Raw genomic sequence first — 16930 nt, forward strand, 5'->3', positions numbered from 1 at the left:
GCGCACACAGGTGTCGGTCACGATCCGGAGTACACCATGAGGGCCCGCGGCGTTTCAACTCACCGTCACTATGTGGACGCACAGTGACGGTGAGCATGTCAGCGCGAGCCGGCCCCCGCGTTCGCCTCGGCCTTCGCGGGCGGCCCGCCGAGCGCCGTCTCCGCCGCCGAGTACAGGTCGGCCGGTCGGACTCCGCTCAGCGCGGTGACGAGATGGCCGTCGGGCCGTACGAGAAGGACCGTGTGCGGGGCCGCGCCCGGGTACTCCTCGGCGACCAGGAGTTCGGCGTGGTGCGGCAGCGCGGTCACCGACGCGGCCAGACGGGGCATGATTCCGGCGGTCACCCAGTGCTTGCGCTCCCACACGCCGGTGCCCGGCGCGACCAGTACGACCAGCAGCGCGCCGCGGCCCAGGCGCTCCCGCAGCCGTACGAACGAGCCGTCCTCGGCGGTGACCCGCACATCCGCGACCGCGGACCCGGGCAGGGTGTCGACGGGCACCTCTCCTTCGAGGTGCCGGGGTGCGAGGGGCGAGTCGGCGTACGCCCCCGGCGCGCCGAGCGGGCCGCGCCCCAGGTGACCGTCCGCGAGCAAGGCGTCGTGACCGCGTGCCGAGCCGGGGACGACCGAGCGCAGCCCCCCGCCGCCGCGCAGCAGCGGCAGCGCCTGGTCGGCGGCGCGCAGCCGTCCGGCGACGACCGCGCGTCGCTCGGTCTGGTAGCTGTCGAGAAGCGCCTCGTGCGACCCGTGGTGCCAGGCCAGGGCGAGCTTCCAGGCGAGGTTGTCGGCGTCTTGGAGGCCCTCGTCGAGGCCCTGCGTGCCGAGCGCCCCGAGGCAGTGCGCCGAGTCCCCGGCGAGAAAGACCCGGCCGGCGCGCCAGCGGCGGGCCAGCCGGTGGTGCACGGTGTGGACTCCGGTGTCGAGGAGTTCGTACGGCGGTGTCGAGCCGCCCGTCCAGCCGGCCAGGGTGTCCCGGACGCGTGCCACCAGCAGGTCGGGCGTGACCAGGTCCTTGCCCGGCGGCAGCAGCCAGTCCAGGCGCCACACGCCGTCGGGGAGCGGGCGGGCGGTGATCTCCCCGGCCGACGGTCCCGACGTCCGCCACGGCGGCATCCGGTGGAGCAACGCCCAGTCCTCCCAGGGGAGTTCCGCGCGCAGGGCGGCGACCGCGTGGCGCTCGACCGCCGTACGGCCCGGGAAGCGGATGTCCTCGAGCTTGCGCACGGTGGAACGCGGGCCGTCGCAGCCGACCAGGTAACTGCCGCGCCACCAGGTGGCCTTGGGGCCGCGGGTGTGGGCGGTGACGCCCGAGGGCTCCTGCTCGATCGTGTCGAGACGGCTGTCGGTGCTGAGCCTGATCAGTCGCTGCTCGGCCAGGGCGGCGCGCAGGGCGCCGGTCAGGACGTGCTGCGCGAGGTGCAGCGGGGCTTCTCCGGCCTCCTCGAAGTCGACCTCGCGCATCACCTGCTTGCGGCGCATCGACCGCCATCCGGCCCAGTGCACACCGAGCTCGTCGACCGGCACTCCGGTCAGCCGCGACATGAGAGCGGCGGTGTTCTCGTGCAGTACGGCGGTCCGGGCCAGTCGGGGTTCGTCCTTGCCAGGACCCTCGTCGAGGACCACGGAAGGCACCTCCTGACGCGCCAGCGCCAGGGCGAGCGTGAGCCCGACGGGCCCCGCTCCGACGATGATCACCGGGTCCACGGCGCGGCGCCCCCTGCCCGCAGCGGAATGCCGGGAGATGTATGTGAACAGGAGGTTGGGGCAGGGTGCACGATCACAGAACGTATGCAACCCATTGCCGGTGCTTGCGTCAAGTGACGGAGGGCAGTGGCGATCATGCCACTGCCCTCCGTGCCTCTCAGGCCGATTGACGGGCCATCAGGCCGAGGCGCCCGTCCCGAAGCCGCCGCCCACCTCGGCGGCGTTGAGATCATCCACGTCCCCCGCGCCGAGCACCGCCCCCGTGCTCCTCTTGCTGCGCCGCAACCTGCCCTCCAGCCAGCTCGCGAAGCTGGTGAGGGTGAAGTTCAGCGCGATGAAGATCAGCCCCACAACGATGAAGCTGGGGACGACGTTGGCGTAGTTGGCCGCCAGCGTGCTGCGGGAGTTGAGCAGTTCGGTGAAGCCCAGCATCACGCCGCCCAGCGCGGTGTCCTTCACGATGACGACCAGCTGGCTGACGATGGCCGGGAGCATCGCGGTGACGGCCTGCGGGAGCAGGATGCTGGACATCGTCTGGCCCTTGCGCAGACCGACCGCGTAGGCCGCCTCCGTCTGCCCCTTGGGCAGCGAGAGGATGCCGGCCCGGACGATCTCGGCGAGCACCGAGGCGTTGTAGAGCACGAGGCCGGCGACAACTGCGTACAGGGGCCGCTGCTCACTGCTGACGTCCGTGTACTGGACGTAGAACTGGTTGGCGAACAGCATCAGCAGCAGGACCGGGATCGACCGGAAGAACTCGACCACCGTGCCTGCCACGCCCCGCACCCAGGCGTGGTCGGACAAACGGGCGATGCCGAAGACCGCGCCCAGCGGCAGGGCGATCACCATGGCGATCGCCGCGGCCTTGAGGGTGTCGCCCAGGCCCGGCAGGAGGTACGTCGTCCAGGCCTCACCGGTGGTGAAGGGCTCCCAGAGGCTCCACTCCAGCTGGTTCTTGTCGTCCATCTTCTGCCACACCCACCACAGCAGGAGGGCGAGGAGGACGGCGAAGACGATCGACAGGAGGACGTTGCGCCGTTTGGCGCGGGGTCCCGGGGTGTCGTAGAGGACCGAGCTCATCGCTTCACCGCCAGTCGCTTGGCGAGCCAGCCGAGGAGGAGGCCGGTCGGCAGGGTCAGTACCACGAAGCCGAGCGCGAAGACCGCGCCGATGGCGAGCGTCTGGGCTTCGTTCTCGATCATTTCCTTCATCAGGAGGGCGGCCTCGGCCACGCCGATCGCGGCCGCCACGGTGGTGTTCTTGGTCAGCGCGATGAGCACGTTGGCCAGCGGGCCGATGACCGAGCGGAAGGCCTGCGGCAGCACCACGAGGCGCAGGGTCTGGCTGAAGTTCAGCCCGATCGCGCGAGCCGCCTCGGCCTGGCCGAGCGGCACCGTGTTGATGCCGGAGCGGATTGCCTCGCAGACGAAGGCCGCGGTGTACGCGATGAATCCGAGCACCGCCAGCCGGAAGCTCAGGGCGTCGAAGTCGTCCGCCGCGCCCAGCGTCATGCCGAAGATGTCGGCGAGGCCGAGCGAGGAGAAGACGATGATGACCGTGAGGGGGATGTTCCGGACGATGTTGACGTACGCGGTGCCGAATCCGCGCATCAACGGGACCGGGCTGACCCGCATCGCGGCCAGCAGGGTGCCCCAGATCAGGGAGCCGACGGCGGACAGGGCGGTGAGTTTCACCGTCATCCAGAACGCCCCGAGGACGTCGTAACCTTCAAGAAAGTCGAACACGATCTCCCGCGCTTCCGGGTGTGTGGCGTGTGTGTTGCGTACATGGACGGGCGCGGCGCGCCGCCGCCCTGATCGCGACGGGCGGCGGCGCGCCGGTGCGTGCCTGCGTTACTTGACGATGACGCCGATCTTCGGGGCGGGCTCGTTCTTGTAGCCGGCCGGGCCGAAGTTGTCGTCGACCGCCTTCTGCCAGGAGCCGTCGCTGACCATCTTCTCCAGGGCTGCGTTGACCTTGTTCAGGGTCGCGGTGTCGCCCTTCTTCACACCGATCCCGTAGTTCTCGTTGCTCAGCTTGAGGCCGGCGAGCTTGAACTGGCCCTTGTACTTGTCCTGCGCCGCGAAGCCCGCGAGGATCGAGTCGTCCGTGGTCACCGCGTCCACGGCGCCGCTCTGCAGGCCGGCGATGCACTCGGAGTAGCCGCTGTACTGCCTCAGCTGGGCCTTCGGGGCGAAGTCGTCGTGGACGTTCTGCGCCGAGGTGGAGCCGGTCACGGAACACAGCTTCTCGCCGTTGAGGTCCGTGGCCTCGCTGATCTTGGAGTCCTTCTTGACCAGCAGGTCCTGGTGGGCCAGCAGGTACGGGCCGGCGAAGTCGACCTTCTTCTTGCGCTCGTCGTTGATCGAGTAGGTGGCCGCGATGATCTTCACGTCGCCACGGGAGAGCGCGTTCTCACGGTCGGCGCTCTTGGTCTCGACGAACTCGATCTGGTCGGCCTTGTAGCCGAGCTGCTTGGCCACGTACGTCGCCACGTCCACGTCGAAGCCGGAGAAGGAACCGTCGGGCTCCTTCAGGCCGAGGCCGGGCTGGTCGTACTTGATACCGATCTTGATCTTGCCGCCACCGCCACTGGAACCCGAGCCGGAGCTGTCGTCGTTGCTGTCGCCGCCGCAGGCGGTCGCGGACAGGGCGAGGGCGAGAACGGCGGCCGAGGCGGCGGTGACCTTGCGGAGCTTCATGGTGAACATCCTTTGGGTGGTGAAGAGACGAGGCCGTCGGTGGTCGATCCGGGTGGCACGTCAGCGGTGTGTCACGTCAGCGGTGAGGCGCGTCAGCGGTGTCACGTCAGTGGCGTCACGTCAGTGGTGAAGGATCTTCGACAGGAAGTCCTTGGCACGGTCGCTGCGCGGGTTGCTGAAGAACTGGTCGGGCGCAGCCTCCTCGACGATCCGTCCGTCCGCCATGAACACCACGCGGTTTGCAGCCGATCGTGCGAAACCCATCTCGTGCGTGACGACGATCATTGTCATGCCGTCGCGGGCGAGCTGCTGCATGACCTCCAGCACCTCGTTGATCATCTCAGGGTCGAGCGCCGACGTGGGCTCGTCGAAGAGCATGACCTTGGGGTCCATCGCCAGGGCGCGGGCGATGGCGACACGCTGCTGCTGACCGCCGGACAGCTGGGCGGGGTACTTGTCCGCCTGCGTGGCGACGCCGACCCGGTCGAGCAGGGCGCGGGCCTTCTCCTCGGCCTGCTTCTTGTCGGCCTTGCGGACCTTGATCTGGCCCAGCATCACGTTCTCGAGCACGGTCTTGTGCGCGAAGAGGTTGAAGGACTGGAAGACCATTCCGACGTCGGCGCGCAGCCGGGCCAGTTCCTTGCCCTCCTGGGGCAGCGGCTTGCCGTCGATGGCGATCGAACCCGTGTCGATCGTCTCCAGGCGGTTGATGGTGCGGCACAGGGTGGACTTCCCGGACCCGGAGGGTCCGATGACCACGACGACTTCGCCGCGGGCGATCGTCAGGTCGATGTCCTGGAGTACGTGCAACGCGCCGAAGTGCTTGTTGACGCTCTTCAGGACGACCAGTTCGCCGGTCGCGGCCACAGCATCCTTGGCCACCGATACTTCGGTCATCGCTCTCTGGCTCCGTCCTCCTCGGTTTCGGAGGACAGTAGTAACCCCATGCGACCAGCGTCATTAGTCTTGAGGGGAATCTGAGCATCACGATCCGATAGCAATCGGACACGTGTCGTAGCACTTGCCGGCAGTGCCCATATCGGCCGGGTAACGGAACCGCCCCGCAACCGGAACGCCCTTGACGCCGTCCTCATCCATCAGCATGACTGCACGGTGCGCACGCGGGTGCGCGCACGCACATTTCTACCTGTTCACTACACATTCAGATAGTACGTCCGATGGACCAAAGGGGGCCGGGGTGAGACTTCTCCTCGTCGAGGACGACAACCACGTGGCCGCCGCGCTGTCCGCGGTGCTCGCCCGGCACGGTTTCGACGTCACGCACGCCCGCAGCGGCGAGGAGGCCCTCCAGGCGCTCGTCCCGGAGGTCGACGGCTTCGGTGTCGTGCTCCTGGACCTCGGACTGCCCGACCAGGACGGCTACGAGGTGTGCGGCAAGATCCGCAAGCGCACCAGCACTCCGGTGATCATGGTCACCGCTCGCTCCGACGTGCGCTCCCGCATCCACGGTCTCAACCTCGGCGCCGACGACTACGTGGTCAAGCCGTACGACACCGGGGAGTTGCTCGCCCGCATCCACGCCGTCAGCCGGCGCACCGTCCACGAGGACGCGCCGGGCGGCGGGGACACCGCGCTGGTCCTCGGTGCCGTGCGGATCGAACTGCCGACCCGTCAGGTCACCGTCGACGGCACGGTCGTCCAGCTCACCCGCAAGGAGTTCGACCTTCTGGCGCTGCTCGCCCAGCGGCCCGGTGTGGTCTTCCGGCGCGAACAGATCATCAGCGAGGTCTGGCGCACCAGCTGGGAGGGGACCGGCCGCACGCTGGAGGTACATGTGGCGTCCCTGCGCGCGAAGCTGCGGATGCCGGCACTGATCGAGACGGTGCGGGGCGTGGGGTACCGGTTGGTGGCGCCGGGGGTGTGAGGCCGCGGGGCTGCGGAGCGCGAGGGTTGGGCTTCGGGAGTGCGGTGCGAGGGCTTGGGTGAGGGTGGGGTGCGGGGCTGGGCCGGCGTAGGGGGTGCGGTGACGGTTTCGGCTGATGGTCTGGGGTGAGGATGCGTCGAGGTGGGGGCACGATCTGGCGTGAGTGGTGGCGGTGAAGGCTCCGCGTGAAGGTGTGGCCGAGCGGCCGCAGTGAAGGGCTGTGGATGGAGGTGCGGGGCGCGGAGCTGTGCGAGGCTCGGGGGCAGGGATTTCGGAGCAGGAGAGGGACGGTGTCTGTGGGCGCGGGTGAGTGCGGCGGCGAGGGCGCCCGCGTGCGCGGTGGTGCCCTTGGACGGCTCGGTGCGCGTGCCCGGGGCGATTCGGTCGAAGGTGTCAGGCGGTACCGGGGCGCGGTGCGGCGGAGGCTGGGCGCTGTCCGGGACGGGGTGCTGTTCGAGTCTGCTTGCGCCGTCAGGGGCTGGACGTGAGTGAGGACCGGAGCCAGGGTGCCGTTCCCGTCTGCGCGAGCCGTCCGGCCGTGGTGGGGCGAGGACTGGGCGGGTCCTCGTTGCCGCCGCCACGACGGGTCGCGGTGGGCGGGATCCCGACCGAGGGCGTCGTCCACGTCTGCGTGTGCCGTGTGGTTCTGATGCGGCAGGAGCCGGGTGTGGACTGCATCCGCGACTGGGGTGCCGCCCGTGGGGATCTGGTGCTGCAGCGTCGGGGCGTGCACGTGTGGTCGGGCTCGCGGATTCGGTGCGGGGCGTAGGCGGGGCCGTGCGTACACGTCTTCTTCCGCTGCTCATCGTGCTCATGGCCGCCGTGCTGCTGGCCCTGGGCGTGCCGCTCGCGATCGGTGTCGCCTCTGCCCAGCAGCAGAAGGTCGTCGTCGACCGGATCGACGACACCGCGCACTTCGCCGCGCTCGCCCAGTTCGTCACCGATGCCTCCGACGAGCGACTGGAGACGCTGGAGAGTGAACTCGCCAGCTACTACAGGGTCTACGGCATTCGTGTCGGTGTCTTCTACGACGGTGACGTGCCCATGGCCACTGCGCCACGCGGATGGTTCCTCCCCCAGAAGGGCGAGGTGCGCGACGCGTTCGGCGAGGCGCTGCTCAGCCGCCGAAGCCAGGACCCCAAGCAGGTCTGGCCCTGGCAGCGGGGCCGGCTGGTCGTCGCCTCGCCGGTGATCCGGGACGGCGACGTCATCGCGGTCGTCGTCACCGACTCGCCCACCGGACCGATGCGTTCACGGATCCTGCACGACTGGCTCGTCATCTTCGCGGGCGAACTCGCCGCCATGCTGCTGGCCGTCGGCGCCGCGCTGCGGCTGACCGGCTGGGTGCTCAGGCCCGTGCGGGTCCTCGACGCCACCACCCACGACATCGCCACCGGCCGCCTCAAGTCCCGGGTGGCGGCGGCCGGGGGACCGCCCGAACTCAGGCGACTGGCCCGCTCGTTCAATGAGATGGCGGACAACGTCGAGGATGTGTTGGAGCAGCAGCGGGCCTTCGTCGCCGACGCGTCCCACCAGTTGAGGAATCCGCTCGCCGCCCTGCTGCTGCGGATCGAGCTGCTCGCCTTCGAACTTCCCGAGGGGAACGCCGAGATCGCCTCCGTGCAGACGGAGGGCAAGAGGCTGGCCCAGGTCCTCGACGACCTCCTCGACCTCGCGCTCGCCGAGCACACCGAGGCGGACCTCAGGATCACCGACATCGGGGAACTCACCGCCGAGCGGGTCGCCGCCTGGACCCCCACCGCCGAGGCCAAGGGAGTGCGGCTGGTGGGGAGTTGTCCGCCCACCACCGCCTGGGCCGACCCAGTCACCCTCTCCAGCGCCCTCGACGCGGTCATCGACAACGCGATCAAGTTCACGCCCGAGGACGAGATCGTCGAGGTCACGGTCGCCGCGGACGGGGACACCTCGACCGTCGTCGTCGCCGACCGCGGACCCGGGCTCACGGATGAGGAACTCGCGCGCGTCGGCGACCGGTTCTGGCGCAGCGGGCGGCATCAGAACATCAAGGGGTCCGGTCTCGGGCTGTCCATCTCGCGGGCGCTGCTGGCTGCCGGGGGTGGGGCGATCTCGTACGGCCACCATGAGCCGCACGGGCTCGTGGTCACCGTCTCCGTGCCCCGCAGCCGCCCTACGGTTTGACCGAGCGGTAGTAGCGGCGGGCGCCCTCGTGGAGGGGGACCGGGTCGGTGTAGATAGCCGTGCGTACGTCGACCAGTTGGGCGGAGTGGACGTCGCGGCCGATGCCGTCCCTGCTCTTGATCACGGTCCGGGTGAGCCACTCGGTGAGCTCGGGGTCCATGTCCTTGCGGGTGATCAGCAGGTTGGAGACGGCCATCGTCGGGACGGTCCTGTTGTTCTGGACGGACGGGTACGCCGACGCCGGCATGTTGGTGGCGCGGTAGTAGCGGGTGGGCTCGCCCTCGGCGTGCAGCTTCGCCACGAGGGAGGGTTCGATCGGGACGAAGCGGAACGCGGAGCGTTCGGCCAGCTGCTTCAGTCCGTCGGTGGGCAGGCCGCCGGACCAGAAGAACGCGTCCAGGCCGTGGCCGAGGAGCTTGGGGCCGGTGTCGATGCCCTCGGCCCTCGGCTGGATGTCCTTGTCCGGGTCGATGCCGGCGGCGTCGAGCACGCGGTCCGCTATCAGTCGTACGCCGGAGTTGGGGACGCCGATGGAGACCCGCTTGCCTTTCAGGTCGGCCAAGGTGCGGATGTCCGAGTCGGACGGGACGACGAGCTGTACGTAGTCGTCGTAGAGGCGGGCCACGCCGCGGAGCTGGTCGGCGCCGGGGTCGCCGTTCTGCTGGTAGGTCTCCACCGCGTCGGCCGCGGCGATGGCGAAGTCGGCCTTTCCGTTCGCCACGAGTCTGACGTTCTCCTGGGAGCCCGCGCTGGTCTCCAGTTTCACCTTCAGGTCCGGCATGTCCTTGCGGATCTCGTTGTCGAGGAGCTCGCCGTACTTCTGGTAGACGCCTGCCTTTGTGCCCGTGCTGAAGGTGATCGTGCCGGCTGGGGGGTCCTCGCCCAGGGGGAGCAGCCACCACAGGAGCAGGCCGAGGGCCACGACGGTGGCGGCCGCGGTCTGGAGCGCCTGGCGGCGGCTGAGGTGGGGGAACGGCTTGGGCATGCCGGTGATCCTGCCAGGGGGAGGGAGGGCTGACCAGTGCCTCCGGCGGTGGGGCGGGGGTTCGGTGCGGGTTGGGTGGGGGCGGGCGTTTTGCGCAGTTCCCCGCGCCCCTGGGTGCCTGCGGCGGCCTGTTTCTGTCCGGTGGGGGCTTGGGTAGCGCGTGCGGGTGTGTGGTGGGTCGGGGCCGGGGTGGGGGGTGTCCGTCCTCGGTCCGGCGGCTCGGTCCCTTGAGTAGGGCTCGGTGACGGACGCCGGCCGCTGCGGGCGGACACCCCCCACCCCGGCCCCTGCGCGCCGTACGCGGCTGCCCGCCCGTCGTGGCGGGCGGTGCGGCGGACGGTTCGTCGTTGCTTGCGGTGCGGCGAGTGGTCCGTCGTGGTGCGTGAGGTGGGGATCGGTCCGTCGTGGCGCAGGTGACTGCAACTCCTCAGGGGCGCGGGGAACTGCGCGACCAGCCCCCACCGGGCCGCAGTCGCCCGACAACCTCACCCGGCACCCCGCTAGGCGTCCCGCTCAAGCCCAGCGCAGCTGCCCGCCGGGAACTGCGCGACCAGCCCCATCGGAACCCCTAGGCGCCGTCCCGCCCCACCGACGCCTCCGCCACCCGTGAACCGCTCTCCGTCGTCGGGGACTCGCGGCGGGTTGTCAGTCTTGTTGCCAGTGGTTCTGTGTAGCGGGCCGTGAGGGGGCCGAGGATGACGAGGATGAGGACGTAGGCCGTGGCCAGGGGGCCCAGGGAGGGTTCTATGCCGGCCGACACCGCCAGGCCCGCGATGACGATGGAGAACTCGCCGCGGGCCACCAGGGCGCCGCCCGTGCGCCAGCGGCCCTTCGGGGAGATTCCGGCTCGGCGGGCCGCCCAGTAGCCGGTGGCGATCTTTGTCGCCGCGGTCACCAGGGCCAGGGCCAGGGCGGGGAACAGGACCGGGGGGATGCTCGCCGGGTCCGTGTGGAGGCCGAAGAAGACGAAGAAGACCGCGGCGAAGAGGTCCCTCAGGGGGCTCAGGAGGGTGTGGGCGCCCTCTGCCACCTCGCCCGAGAGGGCGATGCCCACGAGGAACGCGCCCACCGCTGCCGAGACCTGGAGTTGCTGGGCCACGCCCGCCACGAGGATCGTCAGGCCCAGGACCACCAGCAGGAGCTTTTCCGGGTCGTCGCTCGAGACGAAGCGGGAGATCAGGCGGCCGTAGCGGACCGCGACGAAGAGGACCAGGCCCGCTGCTCCCAGTGCGATGGCCAGGGTCAGGCTTCCGGCCAGCAGGCCTGCTCCGGCGACGAGGGCGGTGACGATGGGCAGGTAGACCGCCATCGCCAGGTCCTCCAGGACCAGGACGCTGAGGATGACCGGGGTCTCCCTGTTGCCGACTCGGCCGAGGTCGCCCAGGACCTTCGCGATGACGCCCGAGGAGGAGATCCAGGTGACGCCCGCCAGGACCACCGCGGCCACCGGGCCCCAGCCCAGCAGGAGCGCGGCTGCCGCTCCCGGGAGGGCGTTGAGGGCGCCGTCGACCAGGCCGGAGGGGTAGTGGGCCTTGAGGTTGGTGACCAGGTCGCCGGCCGTGTACTCGAGGCCGAGCATCAGGAGCAGGAGGATGACGCCTATTTCGGCGCCTATCGAGACGAACTCCTCGCTCGCGCCCAGGGGGAGCAGGCCGCCCTCGCCGAAGGCCAGGCCGGCCAGGAGGTAGAGAGGGATCGGGGAGAGGCGGAAACGGGCGGCGAAACGGCCGAGGAGACCCAGGCCGAGGATGATCGAGCCGAACTCGATCAGCAGGACCGCGGAGTGCACGCGTTCACTCCCGCCCGAGGATCGCCGCGGCGGCGTCCACGCCCTCGCGGGTGCCCACGACGATGAGGATGTCGCCGCCCGCCAGGCGGAAGTCCGGCGCGGGGGAGGGGATCGCCTCGGCGCGGCGCAGGGCCGCCACGACGGACGCGCCGGTGTCCGTGCGCATCTTCGTGTCGCCCAGGACCCGGCCGTTCCAGCGGGAGCCGGCCGCCACCTCGATGCGCTCCGCCACCAGGCCCAGGTCCGAGGTGTAGAGCAGGCTCGCGCTGTGGTGGGAGGGCTTCAGCACGTCGATCAGGGCGCCCGCCTCGGAACCGGTCAGGCGCAGCGACTGGGCGCAGGAGTCGGGGTCGTCGGCCCGGTACACGCTCACGGTACGGGCACCGTCGCGGTGCGCCACCACGGAGAGATGGCGGTCCTCGCGGGTCATGAGGTCGTACTGGACCCCGATCCCCGGCAGCGGCGTCGCCCTCAGGCGTGGTGCAGACACGTTTCTTCCCCTTGTGGTTCGTGTGATCACGGGTGCCGGGTTGGCATGCTGCCAGGTCCCCGTACGGTGGCGATATGGGTGACGTGACGGATATACGCGAGCGGCGGGGCCCGGCGACGCTGGCTCCTCGGGCGTCGTACGAGAGGAGTGAGGGTCGGGCCGTGTCGCTGTTCTGGCGGATCTTCTCGCTCAACGCCGCGGGCCTCGTCGTCGCCACCGCGCTGCTGCTGGGCCCGGTCACGGTGTCGACGCCCGTCCGGCAGGGAGAGGTCGTGGTCGTCCTCGGCGGGCTCGCTCTGCTGCTGGCCGCCAACGCTGTCGTGCTGCGGGTCGGGCTCATCCCGCTCCAGCGCCTCGGGCACGCCATGGCAGCCGCCGATCTGCTGCGTCCCGGGGTGCGTGCGCCCGTCTCCGGTCCTTCCGAGACGGCCGCGCTGATCACGACGTACAACACCATGCTCGACCGGCTGGAGGCCGAGCGGGCGACCGGCGCGGCCCACGCGCTCTCCGCGCAGGAGAGGGAGCGGCATCGCATCGCGCGGGAGCTTCACGACGAGGTCGGGCAGACGTTGACCGCCGTGCTGCTCCAGCTGAAGCGGGTTGCCGACCGGGCGCCGGAAGAGCTGCGGGAGGAAGTGGGGCAGGCGCAGGAGGCGACCCGGGCCGGGCTCGACGAGATCCGTCGGATCGCTCGGCGGCTGCGGCCCGGGGTGCTGGAGGAGCTGGGGCTGCCGAGTGCGCTGCGGTCCCTGGCGGCCGAGTTCACCACGCACGGGCTGACCGTGCGCCATCACGTCGGCGGCGATCTGCCCCTGCTGACCGAGGAGTCGGAACTGGTCGTCTACCGGGTGGCCCAGGAGGGCCTGACCAACACCGCGCGGCACTCCGCCGCCGACCACGCCGAAGTGCGGCTCCAGCCGGTCGCCGGGGGTGTCGAGCTCCTCGTGCGCGACAACGGCAGTGGGCTGGGCGGGGCGGTCGAGGGAGCCGGGATACAGGGCATGCGGGAGCGGGCGCTGCTGGTCGGCGCGGTGTTCTCGGTGGCGCCGGGGCCCGGACGCGGGACGGATGTGCGCTTGCGGATACCGGTCGTGGCAGGGGTGCGCTGATGTCCGGGCCGACCCGTGTGCTGCTCGCCGACGACCACACTCTCGTACGGCGGGGGGTGCGGCTGATTCTGGAGGGGGAGCCGGACCTCACGGTCGTGGCCGAGGCGGGCGACGGCGCGGAGGCGGTGGAGCTGGCACGCGCGCGTGAGGTCGATCTCGCCGTACTGGACATCGCCATGCCACGGATGACCGGGCTCCAGGCGGCTCGCGAGTTGTCCCGGCGGCTGCCGGACCTGCGGATCCTGATCCTGACGATGTACGACAACGAGCAGTACTTCTTCGAGGCCCTCAAGGCCGGGGCGAGCGGATACGTCCTCAAGTCCGTCGCCGACCGCGATCTCGTCGAGGCGTGCCGGGCCGCCGTACGCGACGAGTCCTTCGTCTACCCCGGCGCCGAGCGGGCCCTCGTCCGCTCCTACCTCGACCGGCTGCACCGTGGTGACGACCTGCCCGCGCGGGCCGTCACCGAGCGCGAGGAGGAGATCCTCAAACTCGTCGCCGAGGGGCACACCACGAAGGAGATCGGCGAGCTGCTGTTCATCAGCGCGAAGACGGTCGAGCGGCATCGGGCGAATCTGCTGCACAAGCTGGGGATGCGGGACCGGCTGGAGCTGACGCGGTATGCGATACGGGCGGGGCTCATCGACCCTTGATACGGGACTGCGGCTGGGTGGCCCGGCGCCGCCGCACCGCGTACGCACCGGCGAGCCCGACCCCGCCGAGTGCCAGTGCCACCCCGATCGCCCGCTCGAAGCCGGCCGGGCCCACGCTGCCTCCGGAACCGCCCTGGACACCGAGCGTCGGAAGAGCCGTGGCCGGACGAGGCGTGGCCGCACTCACGGCCGAGGTGTCCCTGTGCGGCAGCACCTCACAGGCGATGCCGTCGTCCCGTCCCCGGTCCTCGTCGAGCCGGTTCGGGTCGGTGGGGTCGAGGTCGAACACCGCCTGCGCGTCCTCCTGGTAGACGAAGTCGGCGCAGTCGCGGTCGCCTTCAGCGTGTGCGACGCCGGTCAGCGGTCCTGCGGTCGCCAGGAGCGCCACCGCGGCGCCGGTGAGCGTGATGCGTATTCCCATGGGTCGTGCCTTTCGGGTGGGGCCTGAACAGCCGTCACCGCGACCCTAGGGACGCGCCCCGGCGTCCGGCCCGTTGTGCTGGGCCGAACGGGCGCGCGTCGTCACAGGAGTTCGTCCCAGTCCTCGTCGAAGTCCGCGGGGTTCAGGAAGAGCACGTCCGGCGGCTGGTCCGGGCCCCGCAGCGACTGTTCCGTCCAGATGCACTTGCCCGTGGGGGTGTAGCGGGCGCCCCAGCGGGTGGAGAGGGCCGAGATGAGCTGCAGACCCCGGCCGCCCTCGTCGGTCTCCGTGGCGCGGCGGATACGGGGCATGGTCTGGCTGCCGTCGTAGACCTCGCAGATCAGCTCGGTGGTGTGCAGAAGGCGCAGGCGGACGGGACCGCGGGCATGCCGGACGACGTTGCCGACCAGTTCGCTGACCAGGAGCTCCGTGGTGGAGGACAGGTCGTCCAGGTCCCAGGCCGAGAGCTGTTCGCGAATGTGGCGGCGGGCCTGGCTCGCCGCCTTCGGGTCCTCGGGCAGGGACCAGCCGGCCATCCGGTCGGCCGGCAGCGCGTGCAGACGGGCCACCAGGAACGCCGCGTCGTCGGCCGCCTGCTGGTCCGTCGGCAGGAGACCCGCCGTCAACGTGTCACACAGGCGTTCAAGGTCTACGACGGTCCCGTCGGCGTGGGCGGCGCCGAGCAGCCGCGCCAGCTCCGCCATGCCCTCGTCGATCTCCCGCTTCGCCGATTCCACCAGCCCGTCGGTGTACAGCACGAGCAGACTGCCCTCGGGCACCTCCAACTCGGCCGTCTCGAACGGCGGCTTGGCGGCTCCCAGCGGGGGATCGGCGTCCGGCTCGGGGAAGTGCACGGTTCCGTCGGGCCGTACGAGAGCCGGCGGTGGATGGCCGGCCCGGGCGATGGAGCAGACCCGGGTCGTCGGGTCGTAGAGCGCGTACAGACAGGTGGCGTACGACGCCTCGCCCATGGCGCCCACGATGTCGTTGAGGTGGCCGAGGATCTCGCCGGGCGGCAGCTCCAGGTCGGCCAGGGTGTGCACCGCGGTGCGCAGCCGGCCCATGGTGGCCGCCTCCGGCAGACCGTGGCCCATCACGTCGCCGACGACCAGCGCGACCTGGCCGCCGGACAGCGGGATGAGGTCGTACCAGTCGCCGCCCACGTCCGCGCCCGGTCCGGCCGGCAGATAGCGCGCGGCCGCCGTGCAGGCGGGCAGGTCGGGCAGCGCCTGGGGGAGCAGACTGCGCTGGAGTTCCCGGGACCGGGTGTGCTCGGCGTCGTAGAGCCGGGCCCGCTCCAGGGACTGGGCGACGAGGGCGGTGATCGTGGTGAGCAGCGCGCGCTCCTCGTCGTCGAGCAGCCGCGGCCGGTCGAAGGAGACCACGCACACCCCGAAGGTGTGCCCGGACGCCGTCAGCGGCAGGAAGGCCCAGGACTTCTTCTCGCCATGGGCGGGGAGGCCGGCCAGTTCGGGATAGCGGGCGGCGTACTCGTGGGCCGAGGACACGAACAGCGGCAGGCCGGACTCGATCGTGTCCCAGGCGGGGTCGCCGGTCGCCGCCCGGGAGCGGCTGTCGAGGAGGGCCATGAAGTCCTGGGGGTAGCCGACCGCACCGACGTGGTGGAGCCGGTCGCCCTCGCTGACCTGGACGATCAGCCCGGAGGCGGCGAACGGCGGCAGCACCCGCCGGGCGACCGCGTCCACCACGTCCCGTGACGTCGTCGCCTTGGCGAGCTCCGTGGTCAGTTCGGCGATCCGCTCCGCCCGTTCGGCCGCGGCCCGTTCCGTCGCCTGCCGCTCCTCCGCCAGCCGGCGCTTCTCCGTGACGTCCTGGAAGTAGAGGGTGCGGCCGTCGGGCCCCGGCACCAGCCGTACATGCACCCGACGCCGGCACTCCGCGACGTACACGTCGAACCCGGCGGGCTTCTCCTGGGCCCCGGCCTCCAGACAGCCCTCCTTCAGGCCCGGGACCTGTCGGGTGGCCGGCAGGTCCCAGAGCAGACGCCCGAACAGTTCCTCCTCGGAGAAGCCGAGGAAGCGTTCCGCCTCCAGGTTGGCGAAGGTGATCCGCCACTCGTCGTCCACCGCGAGGAAGCCGTCGCTCATGTGTCTCAGGGCCCTGCTGAGGGCGTCGCGCGCGGTGCGCGACTCGTTGCTCTCCCAGCCCACGCCGATCATCCGGAGGGGCTCGCCCTGCTCGTCGTAGGTGGCCCGGCCGCGGGCCTGTGTCCAGCCCCAGGTGCCGTCCAGGCGCCGTACGCGGTACTCGGCCTCGTAGACGCTGTGGTCGAGGATGGCCTGCTGCGCCGCCGCCAGCGTGGGTGCCAGGTCGTCGGGGTGGACGATGCGCATCCAGTTGTCGATCCGGCCGGTGAAGTCGGTCGGGCGGGTGCCGTACAGCGCCAGGGCGGCCTCGTCCCAGATCAGGTCACCGTTGCGGATGTCCCAGTCCCACGAGCCGACCTGGACCTCCTTCAGTGCCTGCCGGAGCCGCTCGCCGCCCAGTTCCTCCTGAGAGGGGCCGGAGGGCGGTGGTGCCTGGGCCATGCGGTCCTCGGTCCAGGCGACGACGTCCCGCAGGAAGTCCCAGTGCCGAGGACTGGGTTCGCCCCGCTCGTCGGCCAGGACGGTCAGCGCGCCGATGCTGCGCCGGCCGCTGAACACCGGGAGGGCGGCGAGGCCGGTGCCGGGCCAGGGCACCTCCTGCGGTGTGTCCTGGGACAGCGGCACCCAGACGCCCTCGCCCTGCTGGAGCGCGCGGGCCGGGGCCAGAGAGCCCTCCTGGTCGACGATCTCCCAGGAGCGGGTGAGGGCGGGCGGCAGACCGACGGACGACACCAGGCGCAGCGCGGACATCGGGCCGCGCAGGTGCATGGTCCCGCCGAGCGCGCTCAGCTCGCCGACCGCATGCCCGAGCGCCAGCCGGAAAACCTCGCTCTCCGTCGCACCAGGGGTGACCGTGCCGAGAAGAGCGAGCCGCGCGTTCATGGAGGGAACCTATCGTTCCCGTTTCCGTTCGAAACCTGCTTCA

The 16930-nt window shown here is 70.9% G+C and carries 14 protein-coding genes; 4 read left to right on the top strand and 10 right to left on the bottom strand.

Going from position 1 to position 16930, the window contains the following annotated elements; genetic code table 11:
- Positions 1 to 98: 98 nt before the first annotated feature.
- From BFN33_RS20770 to BFN33_RS20790, 5 genes are all read right to left on the bottom strand, one after another.
- Positions 99 to 1703: an FAD-dependent monooxygenase gene (locus BFN33_RS20770; protein ID WP_069761565.1), complete on the bottom strand. Its 1605-nt coding sequence runs from the start codon at positions 1701 to 1703 to the stop codon at positions 99 to 101.
- 177 nt (positions 1704 to 1880) lie between these two features.
- Positions 1881 to 2783: an amino acid ABC transporter permease gene (locus tag BFN33_RS20775; RefSeq protein WP_069761566.1), complete on the bottom strand. Its 903-nt coding sequence runs from the start codon at positions 2781 to 2783 to the stop codon at positions 1881 to 1883.
- Positions 2780 to 3448, bottom strand: coding sequence for an amino acid ABC transporter permease (locus BFN33_RS20780; protein WP_069761567.1), 669 nt, complete (start codon positions 3446 to 3448; stop codon positions 2780 to 2782). Before BFN33_RS20780 ends, BFN33_RS20775 begins: the two co-directional genes overlap by 4 nt.
- 108 nt (positions 3449 to 3556) lie before the next feature.
- Positions 3557 to 4405 carry a glutamate ABC transporter substrate-binding protein gene (locus BFN33_RS20785; protein WP_069761568.1) on the bottom strand — a complete coding sequence of 283 codons (849 nt, stop codon included), beginning with the start codon at positions 4403 to 4405 and terminating at the stop codon, positions 3557 to 3559.
- Between the two features lie 120 nt (positions 4406 to 4525).
- Positions 4526 to 5302, bottom strand: a complete 777-nt coding sequence (locus BFN33_RS20790) for an amino acid ABC transporter ATP-binding protein (protein WP_069761569.1) — start codon at positions 5300 to 5302, stop codon at positions 4526 to 4528.
- 301 nt (positions 5303 to 5603) lie between these two features.
- On the opposite strand from BFN33_RS20790, the gene BFN33_RS20795 reads away from it, so the two are divergent.
- Positions 5604 to 6290, top strand: a complete 687-nt coding sequence (locus BFN33_RS20795; RefSeq protein ID WP_069761570.1) for a response regulator transcription factor — start codon at positions 5604 to 5606, stop codon at positions 6288 to 6290.
- 777 nt (positions 6291 to 7067) lie between these two features.
- Positions 7068 to 8450 carry a HAMP domain-containing sensor histidine kinase gene (locus BFN33_RS20800; RefSeq protein WP_069761889.1) on the top strand — a complete coding sequence of 461 codons (1383 nt, stop codon included), beginning with the start codon at positions 7068 to 7070 and terminating at the stop codon, positions 8448 to 8450.
- Here BFN33_RS20800 and BFN33_RS20805 read toward each other — a convergent pair.
- The 3 genes from BFN33_RS20805 to BFN33_RS20815 all read right to left on the bottom strand — a co-directional run bounded on the left by BFN33_RS20805 (position 8440) and on the right by BFN33_RS20815 (position 11714).
- Entirely contained in the window at positions 8440 to 9435 is a 996-nt protein-coding gene (locus BFN33_RS20805) for a TAXI family TRAP transporter solute-binding subunit (RefSeq protein WP_069761571.1), read from the bottom strand. The two genes, BFN33_RS20800 and BFN33_RS20805, sit on opposite strands and share 11 nt — an antisense overlap.
- 568 nt (positions 9436 to 10003) lie before the next feature.
- Positions 10004 to 11224: a cation:proton antiporter gene (locus BFN33_RS20810; protein ID WP_069761572.1), complete on the bottom strand. Its 1221-nt coding sequence runs from the start codon at positions 11222 to 11224 to the stop codon at positions 10004 to 10006.
- A gap of 4 nt (positions 11225 to 11228) precedes the next feature.
- Positions 11229 to 11714, bottom strand: a complete 486-nt coding sequence (locus BFN33_RS20815) for a cation:proton antiporter regulatory subunit (RefSeq protein WP_069761573.1) — start codon at positions 11712 to 11714, stop codon at positions 11229 to 11231.
- A gap of 161 nt (positions 11715 to 11875) precedes the next feature.
- Here BFN33_RS20815 and BFN33_RS20820 point away from each other — a divergent pair, with 161 nt between their 5' ends.
- Both BFN33_RS20820 and BFN33_RS20825 read left to right on the top strand, forming a co-directional pair.
- Complete coding sequence (locus BFN33_RS20820; protein WP_176742427.1) at positions 11876 to 12823, top strand: HAMP domain-containing sensor histidine kinase; 948 nt, start codon at positions 11876 to 11878, stop codon at positions 12821 to 12823.
- A complete protein-coding gene (locus BFN33_RS20825) occupies positions 12823 to 13476 on the top strand; it encodes a response regulator transcription factor (RefSeq protein WP_069761575.1) in 654 nt (217 codons plus the stop codon). The genes BFN33_RS20820 and BFN33_RS20825 overlap by 1 nt, the downstream gene beginning before the upstream one ends.
- Here BFN33_RS20825 and BFN33_RS20830 read toward each other — a convergent pair.
- Together BFN33_RS20830 and BFN33_RS20835 are read right to left on the bottom strand one after the other, a co-directional pair.
- Entirely contained in the window at positions 13463 to 13897 is a 435-nt protein-coding gene (locus BFN33_RS20830) for a hypothetical protein (RefSeq protein WP_069761576.1), read from the bottom strand. The two genes, BFN33_RS20825 and BFN33_RS20830, sit on opposite strands and share 14 nt — an antisense overlap.
- Before the next feature lie 101 nt (positions 13898 to 13998).
- On the bottom strand, positions 13999 to 16887 hold the full coding sequence (locus BFN33_RS20835) for a SpoIIE family protein phosphatase (protein WP_069761577.1): 2889 nt from the start codon (positions 16885 to 16887) through the stop codon (positions 13999 to 14001).
- Positions 16888 to 16930: the final 43 nt, after the last annotated feature.

The organism is Streptomyces sp. LUP47B (assembly GCF_001746295.1).
Classification (GTDB): domain Bacteria; phylum Actinomycetota; class Actinomycetes; order Streptomycetales; family Streptomycetaceae; genus Streptomyces.

Coding starts and splice junctions, on each gene's coding strand:
- BFN33_RS20775 (WP_069761566.1), bottom strand. CDS start 2,783: ATGAGCTCGGTCCTCTACGACACCCCGGGACCCCGCGCCAAACGGCGC.
- BFN33_RS20785 (WP_069761568.1), bottom strand. CDS start 4,405: ATGAAGCTCCGCAAGGTCACCGCCGCCTCGGCCGCCGTTCTCGCCCTC.
- BFN33_RS20790 (WP_069761569.1), bottom strand. CDS start 5,302: ATGACCGAAGTATCGGTGGCCAAGGATGCTGTGGCCGCGACCGGCGAA.
- BFN33_RS20805 (WP_069761571.1), bottom strand. CDS start 9,435: ATGCCCAAGCCGTTCCCCCACCTCAGCCGCCGCCAGGCGCTCCAGACC.
- BFN33_RS20825 (WP_069761575.1), top strand. CDS start 12,823: ATGTCCGGGCCGACCCGTGTGCTGCTCGCCGACGACCACACTCTCGTA.
- BFN33_RS20830 (WP_069761576.1), bottom strand. CDS start 13,897: ATGGGAATACGCATCACGCTCACCGGCGCCGCGGTGGCGCTCCTGGCG.
- BFN33_RS20835 (WP_069761577.1), bottom strand. CDS start 16,887: ATGAACGCGCGGCTCGCTCTTCTCGGCACGGTCACCCCTGGTGCGACG.